The 19,674-nt window shown below is 69.9% G+C and carries 22 protein-coding genes and 2 pseudogenes; 13 read left to right on the top strand and 11 right to left on the bottom strand.

The window, feature by feature from the left end; translation table 11 throughout:
• Nucleotides 1-212 (bottom strand): annotated as a pseudogene (locus tag PUT80_RS33765) (hypothetical protein); the annotation flags it as partial.
• A gap of 354 nt (nt 213-566) precedes the next feature.
• Here PUT80_RS33765 and PUT80_RS33760 point away from each other — a divergent pair.
• The 5 genes from PUT80_RS33760 to PUT80_RS33740 are packed head-to-tail and all read left to right on the top strand — an operon-like array spanning nt 567 to nt 4,667.
• A complete protein-coding gene (locus PUT80_RS33760) occupies nt 567-1,121 on the top strand; it encodes an RNA polymerase sigma factor (RefSeq protein ID WP_037820232.1) in 555 nt (184 codons plus the stop codon).
• A 29-nt stretch (nt 1,122-1,150) separates the two neighbouring features.
• Nucleotides 1,151-1,939, top strand: a complete 789-nt coding sequence (locus tag PUT80_RS33755) for a zf-HC2 domain-containing protein (RefSeq protein WP_037820233.1) — start codon at nt 1,151-1,153, stop codon at nt 1,937-1,939.
• Nucleotides 1,940-1,960: 21 nt separating this feature from the next.
• The gene (locus tag PUT80_RS33750; protein WP_275294544.1) at nt 1,961-2,764 is read left to right on the top strand and encodes an ABC transporter ATP-binding protein; all 804 of its coding nucleotides are present in this window, start codon (nt 1,961-1,963) and stop codon (nt 2,762-2,764) included.
• Nucleotides 2,764-4,104, top strand: a complete 1,341-nt coding sequence (locus tag PUT80_RS33745) for a hypothetical protein (protein WP_275294543.1) — start codon at nt 2,764-2,766, stop codon at nt 4,102-4,104. The genes PUT80_RS33750 and PUT80_RS33745 overlap by 1 nt, the downstream gene beginning before the upstream one ends.
• Nucleotides 4,104-4,667 (top strand): hypothetical protein, encoded by a 564-nt coding sequence (locus PUT80_RS33740; protein WP_275294542.1) that lies wholly within the window; start codon nt 4,104-4,106, stop codon nt 4,665-4,667. The genes PUT80_RS33745 and PUT80_RS33740 overlap by 1 nt, the downstream gene beginning before the upstream one ends.
• Nucleotides 4,668-4,741: 74 nt before the next feature.
• On the opposite strand, the gene PUT80_RS33735 is transcribed toward PUT80_RS33740, so the two are convergent.
• The 5 genes from PUT80_RS33735 to efeU form a co-directional block, all read right to left on the bottom strand.
• Nucleotides 4,742-5,152, bottom strand: coding sequence for a PPOX class F420-dependent oxidoreductase (locus PUT80_RS33735; protein ID WP_275294541.1), 411 nt, complete (start codon nt 5,150-5,152; stop codon nt 4,742-4,744).
• A gap of 4 nt (nt 5,153-5,156) precedes the next feature.
• A complete protein-coding gene (locus tag PUT80_RS33730) occupies nt 5,157-6,221 on the bottom strand; it encodes an LLM class flavin-dependent oxidoreductase (RefSeq protein ID WP_275294540.1) in 1,065 nt (354 codons plus the stop codon).
• Nucleotides 6,222-6,326: 105 nt separating this feature from the next.
• Nucleotides 6,327-7,586, bottom strand: a complete 1,260-nt coding sequence (gene efeB, locus PUT80_RS33725) for an iron uptake transporter deferrochelatase/peroxidase subunit (RefSeq protein WP_275294539.1) — start codon at nt 7,584-7,586, stop codon at nt 6,327-6,329.
• Nucleotides 7,583-8,734, bottom strand: a complete 1,152-nt coding sequence (efeO, locus tag PUT80_RS33720; protein WP_275294538.1) for an iron uptake system protein EfeO — start codon at nt 8,732-8,734, stop codon at nt 7,583-7,585. Before efeO ends, efeB begins: the two co-directional genes overlap by 4 nt.
• A 2-nt stretch (nt 8,735-8,736) precedes the next feature.
• Nucleotides 8,737-9,588, bottom strand: a complete 852-nt coding sequence (gene efeU, locus PUT80_RS33715; RefSeq protein WP_275294537.1) for an iron uptake transporter permease EfeU — start codon at nt 9,586-9,588, stop codon at nt 8,737-8,739.
• 268 nt (nt 9,589-9,856) lie between these two features.
• Here efeU and PUT80_RS33710 point away from each other — a divergent pair, with 268 nt between their 5' ends.
• Nucleotides 9,857-10,657: a murein transglycosylase gene (locus PUT80_RS33710; protein WP_107051242.1), complete on the top strand. Its 801-nt coding sequence runs from the start codon at nt 9,857-9,859 to the stop codon at nt 10,655-10,657.
• Between the two features lie 460 nt (nt 10,658-11,117).
• Here PUT80_RS33710 and PUT80_RS33705 read toward each other — a convergent pair whose 3' ends face one another.
• Nucleotides 11,118-11,300, bottom strand: a complete 183-nt coding sequence (locus PUT80_RS33705; protein ID WP_275294536.1) for a hypothetical protein — start codon at nt 11,298-11,300, stop codon at nt 11,118-11,120.
• A 206-nt stretch (nt 11,301-11,506) separates the two neighbouring features.
• On the bottom strand, nt 11,507-11,911 hold the full coding sequence (locus PUT80_RS33700) for a tetratricopeptide repeat protein (protein ID WP_037820246.1): 405 nt from the start codon (nt 11,909-11,911) through the stop codon (nt 11,507-11,509).
• 70 nt (nt 11,912-11,981) lie between these two features.
• On the opposite strand from PUT80_RS33700, the gene PUT80_RS33695 reads away from it, so the two are divergent.
• From PUT80_RS33695 to PUT80_RS46355, 6 genes and pseudogenes are all read left to right on the top strand, one after another.
• On the top strand, nt 11,982-12,473 hold the full coding sequence (locus PUT80_RS33695) for a VOC family protein (RefSeq protein ID WP_037820310.1): 492 nt from the start codon (nt 11,982-11,984) through the stop codon (nt 12,471-12,473).
• 115 nt (nt 12,474-12,588) lie between these two features.
• Nucleotides 12,589-13,875, top strand: a complete 1,287-nt coding sequence (eno, locus tag PUT80_RS33690) for a phosphopyruvate hydratase (protein ID WP_037820247.1) — start codon at nt 12,589-12,591, stop codon at nt 13,873-13,875.
• A gap of 193 nt (nt 13,876-14,068) precedes the next feature.
• The gene (locus PUT80_RS33685; RefSeq protein WP_275294561.1) at nt 14,069-14,434 is read left to right on the top strand and encodes a septum formation initiator family protein; all 366 of its coding nucleotides are present in this window, start codon (nt 14,069-14,071) and stop codon (nt 14,432-14,434) included.
• 478 nt (nt 14,435-14,912) lie between these two features.
• A complete protein-coding gene (locus tag PUT80_RS33680) occupies nt 14,913-15,434 on the top strand; it encodes a DUF501 domain-containing protein (RefSeq protein ID WP_199818177.1) in 522 nt (173 codons plus the stop codon).
• Between the two features lie 326 nt (nt 15,435-15,760).
• On the top strand, nt 15,761-15,931 hold the full coding sequence (locus PUT80_RS33675; RefSeq protein ID WP_275294563.1) for a hypothetical protein: 171 nt from the start codon (nt 15,761-15,763) through the stop codon (nt 15,929-15,931).
• 347 nt (nt 15,932-16,278) lie between these two features.
• Nucleotides 16,279-16,755 (top strand): annotated as a pseudogene (locus PUT80_RS46355) (hypothetical protein); the annotation flags it as partial.
• 155 nt (nt 16,756-16,910) lie between these two features.
• Here PUT80_RS46355 and PUT80_RS46350 read toward each other — a convergent pair.
• A complete protein-coding gene (locus PUT80_RS46350; RefSeq protein WP_343076909.1) occupies nt 16,911-17,234 on the bottom strand; it encodes a hypothetical protein in 324 nt (107 codons plus the stop codon).
• Between the two features lie 61 nt (nt 17,235-17,295).
• On the opposite strand from PUT80_RS46350, the gene PUT80_RS33665 reads away from it, so the two are divergent.
• The gene (locus PUT80_RS33665) at nt 17,296-18,189 is read left to right on the top strand and encodes a LysR family transcriptional regulator (RefSeq protein WP_134667510.1); all 894 of its coding nucleotides are present in this window, start codon (nt 17,296-17,298) and stop codon (nt 18,187-18,189) included.
• 4 nt (nt 18,190-18,193) lie between these two features.
• Here PUT80_RS33665 and PUT80_RS33660 read toward each other — a convergent pair whose 3' ends face one another.
• Together PUT80_RS33660 and PUT80_RS33655 are read right to left on the bottom strand one after the other, a co-directional pair.
• Nucleotides 18,194-18,928: an SDR family oxidoreductase gene (locus PUT80_RS33660; RefSeq protein WP_275294535.1), complete on the bottom strand. Its 735-nt coding sequence runs from the start codon at nt 18,926-18,928 to the stop codon at nt 18,194-18,196.
• The gene (locus tag PUT80_RS33655) at nt 18,925-19,662 is read right to left on the bottom strand and encodes an oxidoreductase (protein WP_275294534.1); all 738 of its coding nucleotides are present in this window, start codon (nt 19,660-19,662) and stop codon (nt 18,925-18,927) included. The genes PUT80_RS33660 and PUT80_RS33655 overlap by 4 nt, the downstream gene beginning before the upstream one ends.
• Between the last annotated feature and the right edge of the window lie 12 nt (nt 19,663-19,674).

The raw sequence follows: 19,674 nt of genomic DNA, 5'->3' as shown, positions 1-19,674 counted from the left end.
GCCGTGCCGTGCCGTGCCGTGCCGTGCCGTGCCGTGCCGTGCCGTGCCGTGCCGTGCCGTGCCGTGCCGTGCCGTGCCGTGCCGTGCCGTGCCGTGCCGTGCCGTGCCGTGCCGTGCCGTGCCGTGCCGTGCCGTGCCGTGCCGTGCCCGCAGCAGTTGCTCATGCCCGCTGCCCGGAGTCCGCGAGTGCCGACGCGGCTTCCAACCGGCATCAACACTCCCGACAACCCAGCCGTGCGCTGCCAGCCCCTCACTCCTGCGCGCCCTCTGCTCGCGCGCATCCCACGCACCCGCGCTCACCTGCGCCGTGGCAACCACCAGGCTTTCCCCAGCCACACCGCCCGCGCCAAAGCTCCCCACCCAACCCCGCACGCCACTCCGGCTTCTAGCACCTCGGCCACCCCTCCGCCGAATATCCGCCTCACTCGAACGACGGAGCCCCGCCCCATCCACGCACGCCCCCACCACCCCCGCGCCACGATGATGTCCGGCAGCCCCGATGAGAAATGTGACCCAGATCACTCATTTCAGAGAACCGTAAGCGCGGAGGTGGCGTCTTGCCGGGTGTGAAGCACAAGCCACCCAGGGAGCCGGACGAGGAACGCCTCCTCCGGCGCACCGCCCGCGGTGATCGTGCGGCGTTCGAAGAGCTCTACCGCCGCACCTCGCCGTGGCTCGCGATACGCCTGCGGCACCGCTGCTCCGATGACCAGATCATCGCGGAGGTGATGCAGGAGACCTACCTCGCCGTGTGGCGCGCCGCGGGTTCGTTCGCGGGCGTCGTCGCCGGCGGTTCCGCCGTGGGCTGGGTGTGGACGATCGCGGTGCGCCGCCTCATCGACGCGTTCCGGCGGCGGGCGCATCACGCGCATCCGCCGCCCGGGGTGCACGAGTCGCTGTCCGCGCCCGCCGCCGAGGAGGAGGCGCTGGCGAGCACGGTCGGCGATTCGGTCGGCGACGCCTTGCGCAGTCTCGCGCCCGAATTGCGCGAGGTCCTGCAAGCCATGGCGCTCGACGGATTGTCGGTACGGGAAACCGCGATCCTGCTCGGCCTGCCCGAGGGCACGGTCAAAACCCGGGCCCGCCGCGCCCGGATCGCGATGCGGGAGGCGTTGTCGTGAAACCAGGACTGTCTGAAGGAGGTCAAGCCATGAACCACGTATCCGACCGGATGCTCGCCGGCTACGTCGCCGGCCGGGACCTGCCGGGCGACGAGGCATGGGCGATCGAAGGGCACCTGGAGAACTGCGCGCAGTGCCGGGCGCGGCTCGCCGGCGCGTCCACCGCCGAGGTGACCGGTCTGCTCGACACCGTGTGGGCCGGGCTGGAACCGGACCTCGCCCAAGCACCGCAGCCGATGCCGCGCCGGGCCGCGGCGTGGCTGCATTGCTGGGCGACTCCGGTGATGATGCCGTGGCTGTTGATGGTCCTCGTGGTCGGCGCGCTGTCGGTCTACCTCGACCGGTCACTGCACGACGGGCTGTCGTTCGTGCAGCTGCTTTCCCCGGTGTTGCCGGTCTTCGGGGTGGCGGCGGCGTGGACGCGCGGGCTCGATCCGTCGTACGAACTCACCGCGGCCACCCCGCGCGCCGGGCTGGAGCTGATCCTGCGCCGGACCACGGCGGTCGTGGTGCCGGTGCTGGCGGTGCTGCTCGCCGCCGGCTGGCTGGTCGGCGCGCGGATGGGATTCGGGCTGTTGCCGAGTCTCGCGTTCACCACGGGGACTCTCGCGCTCGGCACGTTCATCGGCGTCGCCTGGGCGGCGTCGATCCTGGTCGGCCTGTGGCTCGGCGCGCTGGTGGTGCCGAGCGTCGCGTTCGGGAGCTCGGTCCTGCTGCAGGACGTCGCCTGGCCGGGCTGGCTGGCGGCCGCCGTCGTCGCGACCGTGTTCGTAGTGCTTCGCCGGAACACCTTCACGCAGCTTGCTGCGCATCACTGACGGAAACGAGAGGGGACACCGATGCGGGCTGTGGAAGCCGCCGAGGTCGCTCCGGCGACCTACGCCTGGGAAATCCAGGCACAGGGACTGAAAGTGCGGGTCGGCCGCAAGAAGATGGCGGTCGACGGCCTCGACCTCGCGCTCGGCACGGGCGTGCACGGGCTGCTCGGGCCGAACGGTGCGGGCAAGACCACCTTGATCCGCACCCTCGCCACGGTGCTGCGGCCGACCGAAGGCAAGCTCGCGCTGCTCGGAGAGCCCGTCGGGGGGCACTTCGACCAGCGCGGCCTGCGTCGCCGGATCGGCTATCTGCCGCAAACCTTCGGGTACTACAAGCGGTTCACCGTCCGCGAATTCGTCGAATACATGGCGTGGCTCAAGGAAATGCCCAAGCACGAGGTGCCGGGCGCGGTCCAGCGCGCGATCGAGCGGGTCGGTCTCGCCGAACGCGCCGGGGACAAAATGAAGACCCTGTCCGGCGGCATGATCCGCCGGGTCGGCATCGCGCAGGCGATCGTGAACGACCCGGTGGTGCTGCTGCTCGACGAACCCACCGCCGGGCTCGATCCGGCGCAGCGGCTGCGTTTCCGGGAGTTGCTGCAGGAAATCGGCCGGGACGCGTGTGTCGTCGTGTCCACCCACCTGGTCGAAGACGTCGCCGCGGCGTGCTCGGACGTCGTCCTGTTCGCCGACGGGAAGCTGGTTTTCCAAGGCACGCCAGCCGATCTGGCCTCGGCCGGCAGCGAGGCGGACGTCGGCGACAGCCCGATAGAACGCGGCTATTCGGCGCTGCTCGGCCACGCACAGGGAAAGGGGTCCTGGTGATGAGCGTGTTCCGGATCGAACTCCGGCGCACCGTCGCTCCCTGGATACCCGTCGCGATGCTCGTGGTCAGCCTGGGACTGCTGCTGTTCTCGCGCGGGCCGTGGAGCCACGGTTCCGCGGCCTGGAACGAGACCTGGCTGACCGCGGTGCGGTGGCCTCGCTATCTGCTGGTGCTGATGTGGCCGATCATCGTGGGAGCCTCGGCGATCCAGGGCATGCGAGATGCCCGCGCGGGTGTCGTCGAACTGTTCGGCTCCACGCCCCGGCCCGCCGGGCAGCGAGCCGCCAAGCTCGGCCTTGCCCTCGGTCTCGCCGCGGCCGTCGGCTACCTGGTGCTCGTCGTCGCCGGGGTCGGTCAGGTCGTGGCGACGGGCGGACTGTTCACCACGGCGTGGGTGATGCAACTGGTGCTCGGCGTGCTGTCCGTGCTCGCCGGTGTCGCGCTCGGGCTTGGCGTCGGGCGGCTTCTGCCGTATCCGATCACCGCGCCGGCGCTGGCCGTGCTCGTGCTGGCCGGCGGCCTCTTCACCCAGGTGTCGGGGGTGAACGGGGTGGCGCCGAACGCGGTGGCGTTGCTGGGGATCGGGCAAGTGGAGCCGCATGGCCCGTTCGATCTGCCGAAGCCCGCGGTGGAGATCGGGCAGCTGGCCTGGCTGCTCGGGATCGCCGCGGCCGGGATCGTGCTGCTGCTGGCCAGTTCGGCGCGGATCCGGGTGCTCGCGCTGCTTCCGATGGGGGCCGGGCTGGCGGTGGCTTTGCCGCTCTTCCCCGCGTCGTCGGCCGAAAACTACGTCCCGGACGAGACGGCAGCCGCTCTCGTCTGCGACGGTCCGGTGTGCGTGACGCGATTGCACGAGGACTGGTTGTCCACTGTGGCCGGTCCAGGCAAGGAAGTACTGCAGCGACTGGAGAAACTGCCACAACACCCGACGCGGGTAGAGGAATCGACAGAGCCGTACCGGAACAACAAGGTGGGCCCGCGAGATCCGTCCCGGGTGCTGCTGCAGCAAGACAGTACTGCGCTGTACCACGAAAGCGGCCCCAGCCTCACCATGACGCTGCTTCGCGGTGCCGGGACAATGCCGTGTCACGCGGCGTCCTACGGAGGTGAGCGAAACGACCGGGAGGACGCTGCGCGCTGGGTAATGGCGCAGTGGCTGGCCGGCTCGTACTCTCCGCCGCCTTCGTACGCTGCGCCTCAGGCATGGACGGACTCAGCGTGGGCAGCCCTTAACGCAGTACCAGAGCCGGAGCAGACCGCCCGCGTGGCCGCCGCTCGGCAACTGGAGCTGACCTGCACCGGTGACCCGCTGAAGGTCCTCATGGAAGGTGCCCGCTGATGCGGTGGACAGCGCTGTACGCGCGTTCGCGCCACCTCGCAGTGTCGCTGGCGGCGGTGTTGCTCTGTGCCGTCGTTCTCCCGCCGCTGCTGGGCGACAACTGGGCGACGCTTTTCGCGACCTTCACCCTCGGTGCCGCGGTCGCGGTGGCAGGCGTGGGTCTCAGCGGACAGGACATCGACTTGGACCGCACGGCCTCTTTCCGCTGGCCGCCCCGCCGGCTCGGGCACCTGCTGCTGATCGGTGCGGTAGCCGGTGGAGTAATGGTTGCGGCACAAGGCTTTGTCGACCATCCCATGGAATCCGGCTGGATCCTCCGCAACGCGGCCGGGCTCATCGGCCTGACCGGGCTGGCGGCCACGCTGTTCGGCGGCCAGTTCGGCTGGACGCTGCCCTTGGGCTGGGCGATGACGGCGATATTCGTCCCGAGCGCCGTCGGCCAGGCCTACGACTTCGTGGCTTGGCCGATGGCGACGGCAGCCTCCGCCGCGGCGTGGTGGACGGCCGGGCTGCTGTTCGCGGCGGGAACGGCGGCGTACACGGTGGCGGGTGCGCGCAGATGAACCAGCGGAACGTCGAGCCGGGCGCAGTCCCGTCCCTCCCCCGGGCAGGGGCGGGACTGCGGGCCGGCGCGGCGTCAGACGTTCCGGTTGTTCGGCTTCACCTCCAGCGGCTCGCGGTCGGGATCTTCGATGCCGAGGCTGATGATCCGTTGCGGGTGAATACGGATGACGGCTCCGTCGAGGTGACCGTCCGGTTCGAAGGCGTCCGGCACCGCTTCCGCCCGGCCGCGGATCTCCAGGCAGCGGATGCGCATGGGGCTCGTCGAGGGCTGGTCGTCGATCACGATGGCGACCTGGCCGTTGGCCTCGACGTTGCGGTATTTCCGGCTTTTCGTGAGGTGGTACCCGGAGACGTCGATGGTCTGCGTCTCCGGGTTCCAGGTGAACGCGACCGGGCTGACCTGCAGAGTTCCGTTCGGCTGCTGAGTGGCGACCCGGGCAAGCGGCTGGGTGGCCAGGTAGGTGAGTTCCGCTTCGGTGAACATGCACCTACCGTGCAAGTTCAAGCTTGCTTGAAGTCAAGCGCACGCGGGGAATCACGTGCTCGGCGAACCGCCGCATCTCCGCTTCGAAGGGCTGAAATTGCAGCATAAAAGTCTCGATTCCCAGGTCAGCCCACTCGCGGATCCGCTGGGCGACGGTGTCGTAGCTGCCGACCAGACCAGCCGCGGTGCCGCCGTTCGTGCCGATGTGCGGGTACTTCGCGAACGTCTGGAACATCACCGCCTTCGGATCGGCGTCCGCGACCAGCGCCTCCCACCGCGCCTTGCCCGCCTCCGCCAGTTCCCACAGTGCTGCCAGTTCCGCTTCCGCCTCGGCGTCGGTTTCGCGGGCCACCACGAACGCGGACAGTCCAAATCGGACCGGCGCACCGGCGCGCGGTCGGGCGGCGACGTCCGCGATCAGTTCGGCGACGTTCTCATTCGGCTGCCCGTTGATGAACCACACGTCGGCCTTGTCCGCGACCAGCGCCCGCGCCGGGTCGGATTCACCGCCGACGTACACGGTCGGTGCCGAACCAGCGGGTCGCAGCTGGTATCCGTCGACCTGGAAATGCTTGCCTTCGAACGAAACCCGGTCGCCGGCCAGCAGCCCGCGCACGACGCTGATCCATTCGCGGCCGTATTCGTACCGCTCGTCGTGCTCGGCGAACGGAATGCCCGCCCGTGCCAGCTCCGGCTTGTACCAGGCGTTGACGAGGTTCAGCCCGAACCGGCCGCCGCTGATCTCCTGGATCTGCAGGGCCTGTTTCGCCAGCGCCACCGGGTGCACGAGATACGGCTTGATCGCCGCGATGATCTCGATCCGCTCGGTGAGCGCGGCGAGCGCCGCCGCGGACGTCCACGTCTCCAACTGGTCCAGTTCGTCGCCGAACGGGTTCACCACGTGCTGCGCGATGAGCGTCGAATCGAAGCCGAGCCGGTCGGCCTCGACGATCAGCCGCCGGTTGCGCTCCCAGCTGGCGTCCACCGGATCGTCCGGATGATCGAACGGGCCCCACGACCCGTAGACGACCGCCCACACCCCGAACCGCGGCTGTGCCACAGCGACCACGACCGAACTCCTCACCTCGCGCGGATGAACGCGGTCACCGTCGCCTGCCCGGAAGGCACCGGCAACCGGTCCCACGCAGTGGCGGGGCGGGGAGGTTTGTACTGGTCAGGCGAAGAGCCCGTCACCCCAGTTGCTGGTCGGGGTGAGGCCCGGCGGGATCGCGAAGTGCGCGGAACCGGTGTGCTGCAGGTACTCCATCATCGCGTCCTTCGACGACAGCACCTGCTGCATCGGGACGTACTGCGTGCGGGTGTCCCGGTTGAACGCCAGGAAGAACAGCCCTGCCTCGAGGTGCCCGACTCCGTCGGAACCGTCGACGAAGTTGTAGCCGCGGCGCAGGATCTGCACGCCCTTGCGGGTCTGGCGCGAGGCCAGCCGGATGTGCGCGTCCTCGGCGATCAACGGGGTCCCGCCCGCGCCGCCGACCTGCAGGTCGACCTGGTCGAACTCGCCGGTCTGCCCGAGCGGGGCACCGGTTCCCTTGGTGCGCCCGACAATCTTCTCCTGCCCGGCGAGCGTTTCGCGGTCCCAGGTTTCGATGTGCATCCGGATCCGGCGGGCGACGAGGTACGTGCCGCCCGCCATCCACGCCTGTCCGTCGCCGGCCTGCGCCCACACCTGGTCGCGGAGCACGTCGGTGTCCTCGGCCTTGATGTTGTTGGTGCCGTCCTTGAAACCGAACAGGTTGCGCGGTGTCTGCTGCGAGCGCGAGGTCGACGAACTGCGGCCGAACCCGAGCTGCGACCAGCGCACCTCGGTGACGCCGAAGCCCAGCCGCACCAGGTTGCGCACCGCGTGCACCGCGACCTGCGGATCGTTCGCGCAGGCCTGGATGCACAGGTCGCCGCCGCTGCGGGCCGGGTCGAGCTTGTCCTTCGGGAACGCGGGCAGGTCGATCAGCTGCGGCGGGCGCTTCGCGGCGAGGCCGAACCGGTCGTCGAAGAGGGAGGGGCCGAAGCCGATCGTCAGCGTGAGGTCGGACGCGGGCAGGTCGAGCGCCTCGCCGGTGTCGTCCGGCGGGGCCTGCGCGGACCCGGCGAGCGCGCCGTTCGGGCCGACCTCCTGGCCCGCGGTCATCCGCCGTGCCGCGGCCGTCCAGGTGCGCAGCAGTTCGCGGAGCTTCTTGACGTCCTTGGTGGTCACGTCGAGCGCGGCGAAGTGCAGGTTCTGCTGCGTCGGCGTGTCGATCCCGGCCTGGTGCTCGCCGTGGAAGTCCACAGTGGACGTCGCGGCGGCGGCCGGGGTGTCGCCGCCGAGCCGGTCGAAGCCCACGCCGGCCGCCGCGCCCGCGCCCGCCAGCGCGACCCCGGCGCCGGCGAGCCCGAACAGCTTCCGGCGGGAAACCTGCGTTCCCTCCTCGGTCACTTCGACACGACCTCCGCGACCTTGCTGAGCGGCTCGCTCAGCGCGTCGACCGCCGAGGCGAACGCCTTGACCTGGTCCTGGGAGAGCTCGTTGTAGTACTTGAAACCGTCGCCGGAGCGGGTTTTGTCCAGCAGCCCCTGCACGTTCGCGAACTCCTTGTCCAAAGTGGACACCAGAGCCGCGTCGCGCTCCTGGATGATCGGCCGCAGCGCGGCGATCGCGCCCTTGGAACCGTCGAGGTTGGCCTGGAAGTCCCAGAGGTCGGTGTGCGAGAAGGTCTCCTCCTCGCCGGTGATCTTCTTCGTCGCGACCTCGTCGAGCAGACCCTTCGCGCCGTTGGCCAGGTCCAGCACGCTCAGCTGCAGCGTCTTGGTCTTGGCGACGAGTGCCTTGACGTCGGTGAGCAGCTTGTCGGCGATCTGCGGGCTGTCCGGCTTCAGGCCGGTGGTCCACAGGTCCTTCTCCAGCCGGTGGAAGCCGGTGAACTGCTGACCCGGCTCGACGTCGGCCTCGCGGGCGTCGATCGACGGGTCGAGGTCGCCGAACTTCTCCGCGACCGGCTCGATCCGCTCGTAAAATACGCGAGTGCGCGCGTATTCGGCCTTCGCCTCGTCGACCTTGCCCGCCTTGACCGCGGCGACGAACTTCGCCGTTTCGGCTTCAAGCGCCGAACTGTTGTTCTCGACGTAGGTCGCGTAGCTCTTGGTGGCAGCGGCTTTCTGCGCGCTGGCGCTGTTCTGGCTCTGCGCGCCGCCGGTGACGGTGAAGTCCCCGCGGATGCCGTTCCCGGCCATGCCGGGCTTGCAGGCGGTCTGGTACTTGCCCGCTTCCGGGACCTCGACGATGAGCCGGCGGTTGAGCCCCGGCGCGATGTTCTCGACCTCGCCCATGATCCGGTCGCCCTCGGCGTAGAGGTAGAACTCGGTGACCTTGCTGCCCTTGTTGGCGATCTCGAAGGTCAGGTTGCCCGCGGCGGCGGTCGTCGCCGACACCGAGCAGGCGGTGTCGGACGCCTCGACCTTGATCGGCCCGCCCGCGGCCGCGCCGGAGGGACCGGACGCGGAGTTCGTGCTGTCGCAGGCGGTCAGCGCCACGAGGGCGCCGAGGCCGGTGAGCACAGCCGTCGAGGTTTTGCGGAACTGGGGCACGATCACTCCTTGGCGGCGGCCGGGGCGGCCGGAGCCGCCTCGGTCTTGTTCTTGCGGGCAGGCTTGAGGAACAGCGGCAGCACGATCGCCACGTAGGCGGCCCACGCGATCGCTTGCAGCACAGTGGTTTGCTGCGAATAGTTGAAGATCCCCTTGAGCAGCGCGCCGTACCAGGAGGTTTCCGGCAGCGTGCTCGACGCGTCGAAGGCGAGCGTGGTCAGCCCGGGGATGAACCCGGCTTCCTGCAGGTCGTGCAGGCCGTAGCCGAGGACGCCGGCGGCGACGAACACCAGCAGCACGCCGGTGATGGTGAAGAACTTCGCCAGGTTGAACCGCACCGCGCCGCGGTAGAGCAGGTAGGCGAGCACGACCGCAGCGGCGATCCCGATCACGAACCCGATCAGCGGCTGCAGGGTGTCGGACTGCGCGGTCTGCACGGCCGAGTAGAAGAACACGGCGGTTTCGAGCCCCTCGCGACCCACCGCGAGGAACGACAGCAGCAGCACCGCCGCCGGGCCGACCTTGAGCGCGTCCTCCATCTTGCCGCGCAACTCGGCCGCGATGTGCCGGGAAGCCTTGCGCATCCAGAAGATCATCGCGGTGACGAAGACGACCGCGACGATGGAAAGACTTCCGCCGAGCAGTTCCTGATGCTCGAAACTCAGCTGCGCGGTGCTGTAGGTGAGGATCGCGCCGACACCGACCGACAGCAGCACCGCCGCGCCGACGCCCGGCCACACGAACCGCAGCGCGTGCCGTCGTTCGGTCTTCACCAGGAAAGCGACCAGGATGCTGACCACAAGCGCGGCTTCGAGGCCTTCGCGCAGCCCGATGAGCGCGCTGGAAAACACCACTGTTCAGCCCTCCTTCGACTACCTGACCTGATGTTTTTAGGTAAGGCTTGCCTGTAAGTCCAGAGGGAAGTTCGCTGAGCGGGTACGGCAAAACGGGCAAAACGGCGTTCTGGTGGGAGTTAGGTTAGGGTAACCGCAGGTCAGAGCGTCGCCGACAGGTCACGTAACGAATTGTGTGACCTGGGCGGCTCAAGCGGGGAGTTAACCATCCGCTTGCCATTCGCCCAGTCCGGCGTCCCCCGGGCGGGTTCATCAGTAACCTGTCCGAGTGGCCGATACCACTCAGCCGACTATTACGCCGTCTCCGGCGGTTCCGCCGCGCCGCTACCCGAGCCGGATCGCGTTCGCGCTGGGTCTGGTGCTGACCGGGGTCGTGCTGGTGGCGACCATCGGGATCCGGAACCCGAACCCGCCCGCCCCTCCCGCCGCGGCCGCTCCGCCGCCGGTGGCGACCAAGGCGGAACCGCGCCCGCAGCCCGGCTCCGAAGCTCCGCGCGTCGGCTTGGCCGCGCCGCCGGACCGTCCGCTCGTGTCCGACCAAGCGGAACTGGACGCGTGGGCAACCCGGGTCGCCGGAAAGACGCGACTGGACGCGCGAGTGCTCGCCGCGTACGGGCGCGCGGAAATGTGGATGCAGCGGCAAAAACCGTCGTGCCACCTGTCGTGGGCGACGCTCGCGGCGATCGGAAATCTGGCCTTCGGAGCGGAGAAACCCGGCCCGGACGGCACGTTGACGGTGAACCCCGGTCCCGCGGAAGGCCCGGACACCGACACCGGAAAACTCGACGGCGACCGCACCGCCGACCACCGCGTCGGCCCGCTGCGGATCATGCCAGCCGCCTGGCACAAACACGCCCAGCGCGCGAACGGCGACGGCAAAGCCGCGGACCCCCGCAACCTCGACGACGCGGCGTTCACCGCCGCCCGCTACCTCTGCTCGGGCGACGACGACCTGGGCGCCCCGGCGGGCTGGTGGAAAGCGATGCTGCTCTACAACCCGGCGGTCAACTACGTGCAGGACGTCTTCACCGCGGCGGACTCGTACGCGGCCGAGAGCGTGGCGCCCTGAGCTGGCTGGGTGGGTGGGTCGGCGGAGGTTTGTTCGCTTCGGCCGGTTCCTTGTGCGGCGGCGCGTGTGGAGGATTGAGCTGACTGGGTGGGTCGGCGGAGGTTTGTTCGCTTCGGCCGGTTCCTTGTGCGGCGGCGCGTGTGGAGGATTGAGCTGACTGGGTGGGTCGGCGGAGGTTTGTTCGCTTCGGCCGGTTCCCTGTGCGGCGGCGAGCGTGGAGCGTTGAGCTGGCTGGGTCGGTAGCGGTTCGGCCAGTCTGCCTCTCGGCACGGGCCGTCTGGCTGGCGGGTCGCCGATCGGCGGCCGAAGCAGCTCGCCCGTGGCCTGTCTGCGCGCGGCACTCCGTGCTGGCACGCTCAGCGGTCGGGCACCCCTGCCTCCGGGTCCGTCGCGTGCTTCCTCAGAACAATCCGGTCCCGGCGAACGGCCGAAACCGTGGCCTGCTCGGCAAAATCGGCAGTTAGTGCGTCGACAGAGCGGCGCTCACTCGCACCGGCTTCTGCGGCAGAGCCTCGGTGCGCACGGGCTGCTTGCGCGGCTGGACCGGGTGGCGTTCGTTGAATTCCACGAGCGCCGGCGCCAGCGCCATCAGCACCAGCACGAGCAGCCCGGCGGTCGCTCCGATCACGGTCAGCGCGGTCATGTCGGCCTCCTCTAATCGCTCTCTGTGATGACACCAAGGATCGCGCTTCGCCCGGTCTGCCCGGATCGGCCGACTGGCCGAGCCGGGTCGCCGGATGGCCAGGCTTCCCCGCTGCCCTGTTCACTTCAGAAGACGCGCCGGGGCCGCGCTGGATCCGGCGGTTGCACGCGAGTGCCTCCGCGGGTGCACGTTCGGGACACGCGGGCTCAGCGGTCGCTCAGCGTGATCCTCGCCCTGACCTCGCTGATCGCCTCGAGATACTCCGGCACCGGGTTCATCGCCGACGCCATCCGCAGTTGTGCGAGCGCCTCGGCCAAACGGCCGAGGCGCTGGAGGGTGCGGCCGAGCACGAACCGGGCGTAGTGATCGGTGGGGTCCAGTTCCAGGACGCGGGTGAAGGCGCGTTCGGCGCGGCGCAGCTGGGCGGAGTGGAAGTACGCGCGCCCGGCGAGCAGTTGCACGCTCGGCTTGTCCGGCTCGTCGGCGAGCAGGGGTTCCAGCTCTTTGAGCGCGTCGAGCGGGCGTCGCCGCGCGACCAGATGCTCGGCGTTGCGGAACCTGCGGAAGCGCGATTCGCCGTCGGGTTCGGGGGCTGCTGCGGCGTCCGTCATGGTCGCTTCACGATACCGGCGCGGAGGGCGTTGCACGACCGTCAGACGAGTCGTGATGGACTGTTCCGCCATGAGCAGCGATCAGGAACCCGATTACGTGGGACTGGCGCCGTACCTCTACTACAGCGATGCGACCGCCGCGCTCGCGTGGCTGACCAGGGTGTTCGGCTTCACCGAGGAAGTCCGCTTCGAGGACGGGTCCGGCGAGGTTTTCCAGGCGACGCTGCGCGCCGGCGACGCGCGTCTGCAGCTGGCCGGGGTCGGTCCCGAATACTGGGAGGCCAAGGGCGTCGAGGGGCCGGTCGGGCAGTTGAACGTCGTGTACGTGACCGACGTCGACGCGCAGCACGAGCGCGTGTCCGCGGCGCTCGGCGAGGACGCCGCGCCGGAACCGCCCCAGGACCAGCCTTACGGCGCGCGGATCTTCACCGTGGCCGATCCGGGCGGCAACAGCTGGACGTTCTGGCAGCAGGTGACCGACCAGGTCGAGCTGCCGTCGGGGTGGCGCGAGGTCCGGCCGGAGGACCAGGAGGCCGAGGAGACCGGCGAAGTGCCCGGCTGAGCTGGAGAACACGCAGCGGAACGGCCCCGCACCGGCCTGGCCTCCAACGGGTGAACCCGCTGGGCGGTTACTCTGGGCGGCGTCACCGCAGGCACGACCCACCAAGGAGCAGAGCGTGGCTCTCATCGAGCAGGTAGGCGCGCGCGAGATTCTCGATTCGCGCGGGAACCCGACCGTCGAGGTGGAGGTGGCGCTCGACGACGGCACGCTGGCCCGAGCGGCGGTGCCGTCCGGGGCGTCGACCGGCGAGCACGAAGCGGTCGAGCTGCGCGACGGGGACACCGGCCGCTACAACGGCAAGGGCGTGGAGCGCGCGGTCGCCGCGGTGCTCGACGAGATCGGCCCGGACCTGGTCGGCGTCGACGCGGTCGACCAGCGGATCGTCGACCAGAAGCTGGTGGACCTCGACGGCACGCCCGCGAAGTCGCGGCTGGGCGCGAACGCGATCCTCGGTGTTTCGCTCGCCGTCGCGAAGGCCGCCTCGGAATCGTCCGAACTGGAGCTGTTCCGCTACCTCGGCGGGCCGAACGCGCACGTGCTGCCGGTGCCGATGCTGAACATCCTCAACGGCGGTGCGCACGCCGACACCGATGTCGACATCCAGGAATTCATGATCGCGCCGATCGGCGCGGAGTCGTTCCGCGAGGCGCTGCGCTGGGGCACCGAGGTGTACCACGCGCTGAAGGGCGTGCTGAAGAGCCGCGGCCTGGCCACCGGCCTCGGCGACGAGGGCGGTTTCGCGCCGAGCCTCTCCAACAACCGCGAGGCGCTCGACCTGATCCTCGCCGCGATCGAGAAGGCAGGCTACGCGCCGGGCCGCGACGTCGCGCTCGCGCTGGACGTCGCCGCGACCGAGTTCTACTCCGACGGCGCCTACACCTTCGAGGGTTCGAAGCGCAGCGCGGAGCAGATGTCCGCGTACTACGGCGAACTGCTGCGCGACTACCCGCTGGTGTCCATCGAGGACCCGTTGAGCGAGGACGACTGGGACGGCTGGGTCCAGCTGACCTCCGAGATCGGCGACAAGGTCCAGCTCGTCGGCGACGACCTGTTCGTCACCAACCCGGACCGGCTCGAGGAGGGCATCACCCGCCGCGCGGCGAACGCGCTGCTGGTGAAGGTCAACCAGATCGGCACGCTGTCGGAGACGCTGGACGCGGTGTCGCTGGCCACGTCGTACGGCTACAAGTCGATGATGAGCCACCGGTCCGGCGAGACCGAGGACACCTTCATCGCCGACCTCGCGGTCGCGACCGGCGTCGGCCAGATCAAGACCGGCGCCCCGGCCCGCGGCGAGCGGATCGCGAAGTACAACCAGCTCCTGCGCATCGAGGAAACCCTCGCGGACGCCGCGCGCTACGCCGGCGACCTCGCCTTCCCGCGGTTCAGCGCGGAGGCCTGAGGGGCACATGGCCGACCGGGGGAGGGCGCGCAGCCGCCGCGGCGGCCGGGCAGCGGGAAGCGGGTCCAGCAGGGCCCGCCGTCCCGCGTCGGCCCGGCGCCGCACCGGCGCGGGCACGACGGAGACGACCAGGGCCCGGCTGCGCCGCGGCCTGGCGGCGAAACGCGCCTCCGGTGCGGCCAAAGTGCTCGGCATGTCGACCACCCGGCGCGCCGCCGTGGTGGCGATCGTGGTGTGCGCACTGGCGTTCACCGTCGCGGTCCCGTTGCGCACCTACCTCTCCCAGCGCTCGGAGGTCCGAGACCAGGAAGCGCAGCTCGCCCAGCTCCAGTACGAGGTCGCTCAGCTGCGCGACCGCAAAGCCCAGCTGAGCGACCCGGCCCAGATCGAGGCGGAAGCCCGCCGCCGGCTCCGGTACGTGAAACCGGGCGAGACCCCGTGGATGGTCCAGCTGCCCGAGGACCAGCCCGGTTCGCCGACGGCTGCCCAGCCTGGACAGCAGCCCGCTCCGCAGGCACCTTGGTACGAGAACCTGTGGGCGCAGGTTTCCGGGGGTTGAGGTGCCTGGCCGGGTGCGGTTCTTGCACGCGGTGCTTGCTGGCGGTTGGTTGGGGCTGCTGATCGGCTGACGTTGGCGGCTGGGCGGGCCTCCCTGGCTGGGTGACGTTGGTGGTCGGGCCTCACTGGCCGGGCGTGGTCGTTGACCGGGCTGGACCGTTGACGGGGCTTTTTCGGCCAGGTGCAGGACGACTTCCGCGCCTTCCGGATGCTTGATCGCTGTCCCGGCGGGTTGAGGCTTGGGCGTCATAGTTGACGGGTGCCGTGCGTGCGGTTCTGATCGTCGATCGGCGTTTCTGATTCTTCTTTTCTCTTCGATGGCTTGATTTCGTGGCGAAGCTTCGACTGCCTTCCACGCTAACCACATCGGAAGGGCGGCGGAGGGCGATGCGGCGAGTTGTCCACACGGTGTGCCGGTTGTGGACAACTCGGCCGTTTCGGCGGAGGTCGCGAGGGGGTGGCCGGACGGCGGCATTAGCCTGGAGAGCGTGAACAGCAGCACGGAGACACCCCGATTCGAGCCCGTCACCGATGCCGACCGGGAGGTCATCGCGCAGCAGCTTGGACGCCCGCCGCGGGCTCTGCGGGCGGTGGCCGCGCGGTGTCCCAGCGGGCACCCTTCGGTGGTCCAGACCAGTCCGCGGTTGGAGAACGGGACGCCGTTCCCGACGTTGTACTACTTGACCTGCCCTCGGTTGACTTCGATGGTGGGCACGCTGGAAGCGTCCGGCGTGATGAAGGAGATGACCGAACGGCTCACCACCGACCCGGAACTCGCGGCGACCTACCAGCGCACGCACGAGACGTACCTCGCTGAGCGGGATGCCATCGAGTCGCTCGGCACGCAGGTGACCGCGGGCGGGATGCCCGGGCGGGTGAAATGCCTGCACGTCCACCTCGCGCACACGCTCGCGGCCGGACCCGGGGTGAACCCGTTCGGCGACGAGACCCTCGCCTGGGTCCGCGAGCAGGGCTGGCCGACGGGCGACTGCGCCGGGTAACGCTCCGGTCTCGGGCGCGGATAGGCACGGCAGAGGCCGGTGCCCGCCTGGGTGGGAATGCTTCGCGGCGCGCACCGGAGCTTCACACCGAGCAGGCGAGCCCGAGTGCACCGCCGGGCGGGCCGGGGAGGGGCGGAAAGTGCGGGTGCCACGCAGATCTCGGCGATCGGTGCGCGCTGAGGGGTCTCCTGCTGCGGAGAGTCGGGCCGATCCGGTCGCGGACGGTGGGGGCGGGCCGGTCGCGGACGGGGCGGACGGGCCGATCGAGGACGGTGCGGGCGAGCCAGGCGCGGACGGGGCGGGCGAGCGGGTTGCCGGTAGCGCGGGTGAGCGGGTTGCCGACGGTGCGGCGGCTGCTGGTGCTGAGGTGGCTGGTGATGAAGCCGGTCTCGCCGAATCGGTTGGCGGCGGTGTTGCTGATGGCGAGGCAGGTGGCGATAGCAGCGACGGCGAGGTGGCTGCTGGAGCTGTCGGCGCGGGTGACGGCGGTGAACTAGCTGGCGAAGCGGTTGCCGCCGACGCAAGGGGCGAACGAAGCGACGGTGACGTCGCGGATGAAGCAATCGCCGACGCGGCGGACGGTGAAAGCAGCACGGAGCTAGCCGCCGAAGAAGTAGCAACTCAGGCGAACCCGGCCCGAACCAAAAGAACCCCACCCCTCATCGGACCCCCGCCGGAGAAGGCGCGGTTGATCGGCCGCGCGAGGATCCGGGCTCGGCGGGGGCGTTATCGCGCTCGGCGGGTGGCGTCGCGGCATCGCACGGCGGTCGCAGTGCTCACCGGGCTGCTGGGAGTGCTTCCGGCGACCGTAGGCGCGGGCGTGGTCGTAGGCTGGGTCGGGCGGATGCCCGTCGTGCACTCGGCGGACGTCATGCCTGATCAGGGGTACGACCCAGGCATTCGCGGCGTCGCCGTCGACGGGCGGTTGCCTGACGCGCCTGCACCGGTTCCACTGCCTGCGTATGACCTTCCGGACGGGCCGCTCGGGATTCCGGCTACTGCGCTTGCTGCGTATCGGCATGCGGGCGACGTCTTGGGGAAAGAGCAGCCGGGGTGTCATATCGACTGGGCGCTCGTCGCGAGTATCGGGCGGATCGAGTCGGATCACGCGCGTGGTGGGTACGTCGACGCCGCTGGGACCACGCTTCAGCCGATTCTTGGGCCTCAACTCAATGGCACGGGGCCGTTCGCGGCGATTCCCGATACCGATCATGGCGTTCTCGACCAGGATCCGGTGTGGGATCGCGCGGTGGGGCCGTTCCAGTTCATCCCCGCGACCTGGCGGACCTACGCGGCGGACGGCAACGGGGACGGCAAAGCTGACCCGGGCAATCTCTTCGACTCCTCGCTCGCGGCGGCACGCTATCTCTGCTCCGGCGGGCTCGACCTGGCCAATCCGGATCAGCTCAGGACCGCGATCTACCGCTACAACAACTCCGACGCCTACGTCACCACGGTCATTCTCTGGGCCGAGGCCTACCGCAAGGGCGTCGCGCAGGTGCCGGACAGTCCGGTTCCGGCTACCACCAGTTCCGCGCCGCCTGCGAGTCCGGGGGAGCGGCCGAGGACTACCGACTTGCCGCCGGTTGCGACGGGGGGTCCGTCGGTGACGCCTACTGGGTTGCCGCCGCAGAACAGTCCGAGCGGGACGCCTCCGGGCAGTACGTCCGGTGCGCCGAGTACCGACTCCAGCACTCCGACCTGCGGATCCAGTACCTCGACCACGTCAACCTCGACACCGCCGTCGACGACTTCGACCTGTACCTCGTCGTCGAACGGCAATCCCTCGGGCAGTGCCACGGCTCCTGGCTGACAAACAGGTAGCCTCGATGACAAACCTCGCCACACCGCAGGGGAGACGATGAGTCTTCGTCAGTTCGAGTACGCCTTGGCGGTCGCCGAGGCGGGGTCGGTGACCGCTGCGGCTGAAGTGCTGCACGTCGCTCAGCCGTCCGTTTCGCAGCAGATTCGGGGGCTCGAGCGGGAACTCGGCGTGCAGCTCTTCTCCCGTACGCCCACCGGGCTCGTGCCGACCGTCGTCGGGCGGGCGTTTCTTCGGGACGCTGAGGTCGCGGTACGGGCAGCGCGGCGGGCGCAGGCGACCGCGCGGGCGGGGGCGGACGAGTTGGCTGGCGAGTTGCTCGTTTCGGCGCAGATGGGGTTGGGGACTCGGCAGTTGCCGGGGGCGCTGGCCGCGTTGCGGCGGAAGTATCCGCGGCTGGCGGTGACCGTTTTCGAGGAGCCGAATCCGGCTGAGCTGGAGCAGCTTGCCCGGCGCGGGGTGCTGGATCTCGCGTTGCTCGGCTCGGCGTGCGACGAGGGCCTGTACGAGGGGCATCACCTCGGCGACGAGGAGTTCGTGGTCGTCTTAGGCACCAGCCACCGGTTGCTCAAGAAGGACCGGATCGCGTTGCGGGAGCTGGAAGAAGAGCAGTGGATCAGGTTCGACCCGGCCAGCGCGCTCGAAGGCTTCCTGACCGAAGTGTTGCGCGACAACGGGTTGAAGCCGACGGCGGTCGCGCGGGTGTCGCAGACCTCGACGGCGGTGCGGTGGGCCGCGCATGGGCTGGGAGTGACGCTCGTTCCGGCGTCGGCGGTGCCCGAAGGGCATGAGCACCTCGTCCGGCCGGTGTTTCCGGTCGTGTCCCAGCCCGTCGTCGCGGCGGTCCGGCCCGGGGCGGGGCCCGCGGAGATGGCGTTGCTCGAGTTTCTGCGGCAGGAAACCTGGTATCAGCCGGTGTCTCCGGCCGCCTGAAAACTCAGAGTTGCGTGTCGCCGCCGTCCACGACCAGTTCGATGCCGGTGGTGAAGGTGGCGTCGAAGGCCAGGAACGCGACGGCGCGGGCGATCTCTTCGGGAGTGCCCAGCCGTTTCATCGGGTTCGCGGCGGCTCGCGCGGTCTTGAACTGCGCGGCTTCCTCGGCCAACATCCCGGCTTCCAGGATCTCGGTGTCGATGGGACCGGGGCTGATCGCGTTGACCCGGATGCCGCGTGGGAGCAGTTCGGCGGCGAGCGTGCGGGCCATCGAACGCAGCGCCGCCTTGCCTGCCGAGTAGACGCTCGTTTCCGGCAGTCCCATGACGTTCGCCGTGGACGTGGTCAGCACGACGCCCGCTCCCGAGCGCAGCAGCGGAGCGAGCTTCTGCACGGTGAAGTACGCGCCCTTGACGTTCACCGCGAAGTCCGCGTCGAACTGTTCCTCGGTGACCGACGCGAACGGTGCCGTCCGGGCCATCCCGGCGTTGACGAACAGCGCGTCGACCGGGCCGGGCACCTGGGCGGCCAGCGCGTCCAGATCGGAGAGCAACGCCACATCGCCGCGGACAGCCAGCGCATCCTCGCCGAGTTGGGCCACAGCCGCGTCGAGGCGGGGTTGGGAACGGCCGGTGATGATTACCCGCGCTCCGCCGTCGGCGAACAACTTCGCGGTGGCGAAACCCATTCCGGTGCTGCCGCCGGTAATGACCGCGGTTTTGCCCTGATAAGCATTCATCGCGGGTATTCGCCTCCGTCGACGGCCAGTCCGCTTCCGGTCAGCCAGTTCGCCTGGTCGGACAGTAGGAACAGCACCGCGTTGGCGATGTCGTCGGGTTCGCCGTCGCGGCCGAGCGGGACGTCGGGGAGAGCGAAGCCGGACGACAGGCTCGCCCACTGCTCGCGCGTCGCCACACCGCCGGGGGTGGCGGTCCGGCCGGGGGACACGGTGTTGACGCGGACGCCGGACGGGGCCAGTTCGGCGGCCAGGCCCTGGCTGTAGGCCTCCAGCGCCGTTTTCGCCGCCACGTAGTGCAGGAACGGCGGGAACGGCGGACGGATCGCGGCGGTGGAGACGTGCACGATCGCGCCCGATCGGCGGTCGCGCATGCCCGGGGCCAGCAGCGCGTCCAGACGGACCGCGGCCAGCAGGTTGACCGACAGCGCGTCCTGCCATTCGTCGTCGGGGATCGCCAGCGCGCTGGGGTGCGGACGCGCGCCGCCCGCGTTGTGGACCAGCAGGTCGACGCCGCCGAGGACCTCCGGGGCAGCGGTGGCGACCGTCTGGGCGCCGGCCTGGGTGCGGACGTCGGCCTCGACGAAGGACGCGCCTTCCGGCACCGGTCCCGCCGACCGGGCGGTGGTGAGCACGGTCGCGCCCGCGGCCAGCAATTGCGCCACGATCGCCGCGCCGATTCCGCGGGAACCGCCGGTGACCACCGCGCGCTTTCCCGCAATCCCGTAATCGGGCATGCCACTAAACCT

The sequence above is a fragment of the Amycolatopsis sp. La24 genome (genome assembly GCF_029087445.1).
Lineage (GTDB): Bacteria > Actinomycetota > Actinomycetes > Mycobacteriales > Pseudonocardiaceae > Amycolatopsis > Amycolatopsis nivea.
Note: the sequence above shows the minus strand (reverse complement) of the source record. Positions and strands in the feature narration are given on the sequence as shown.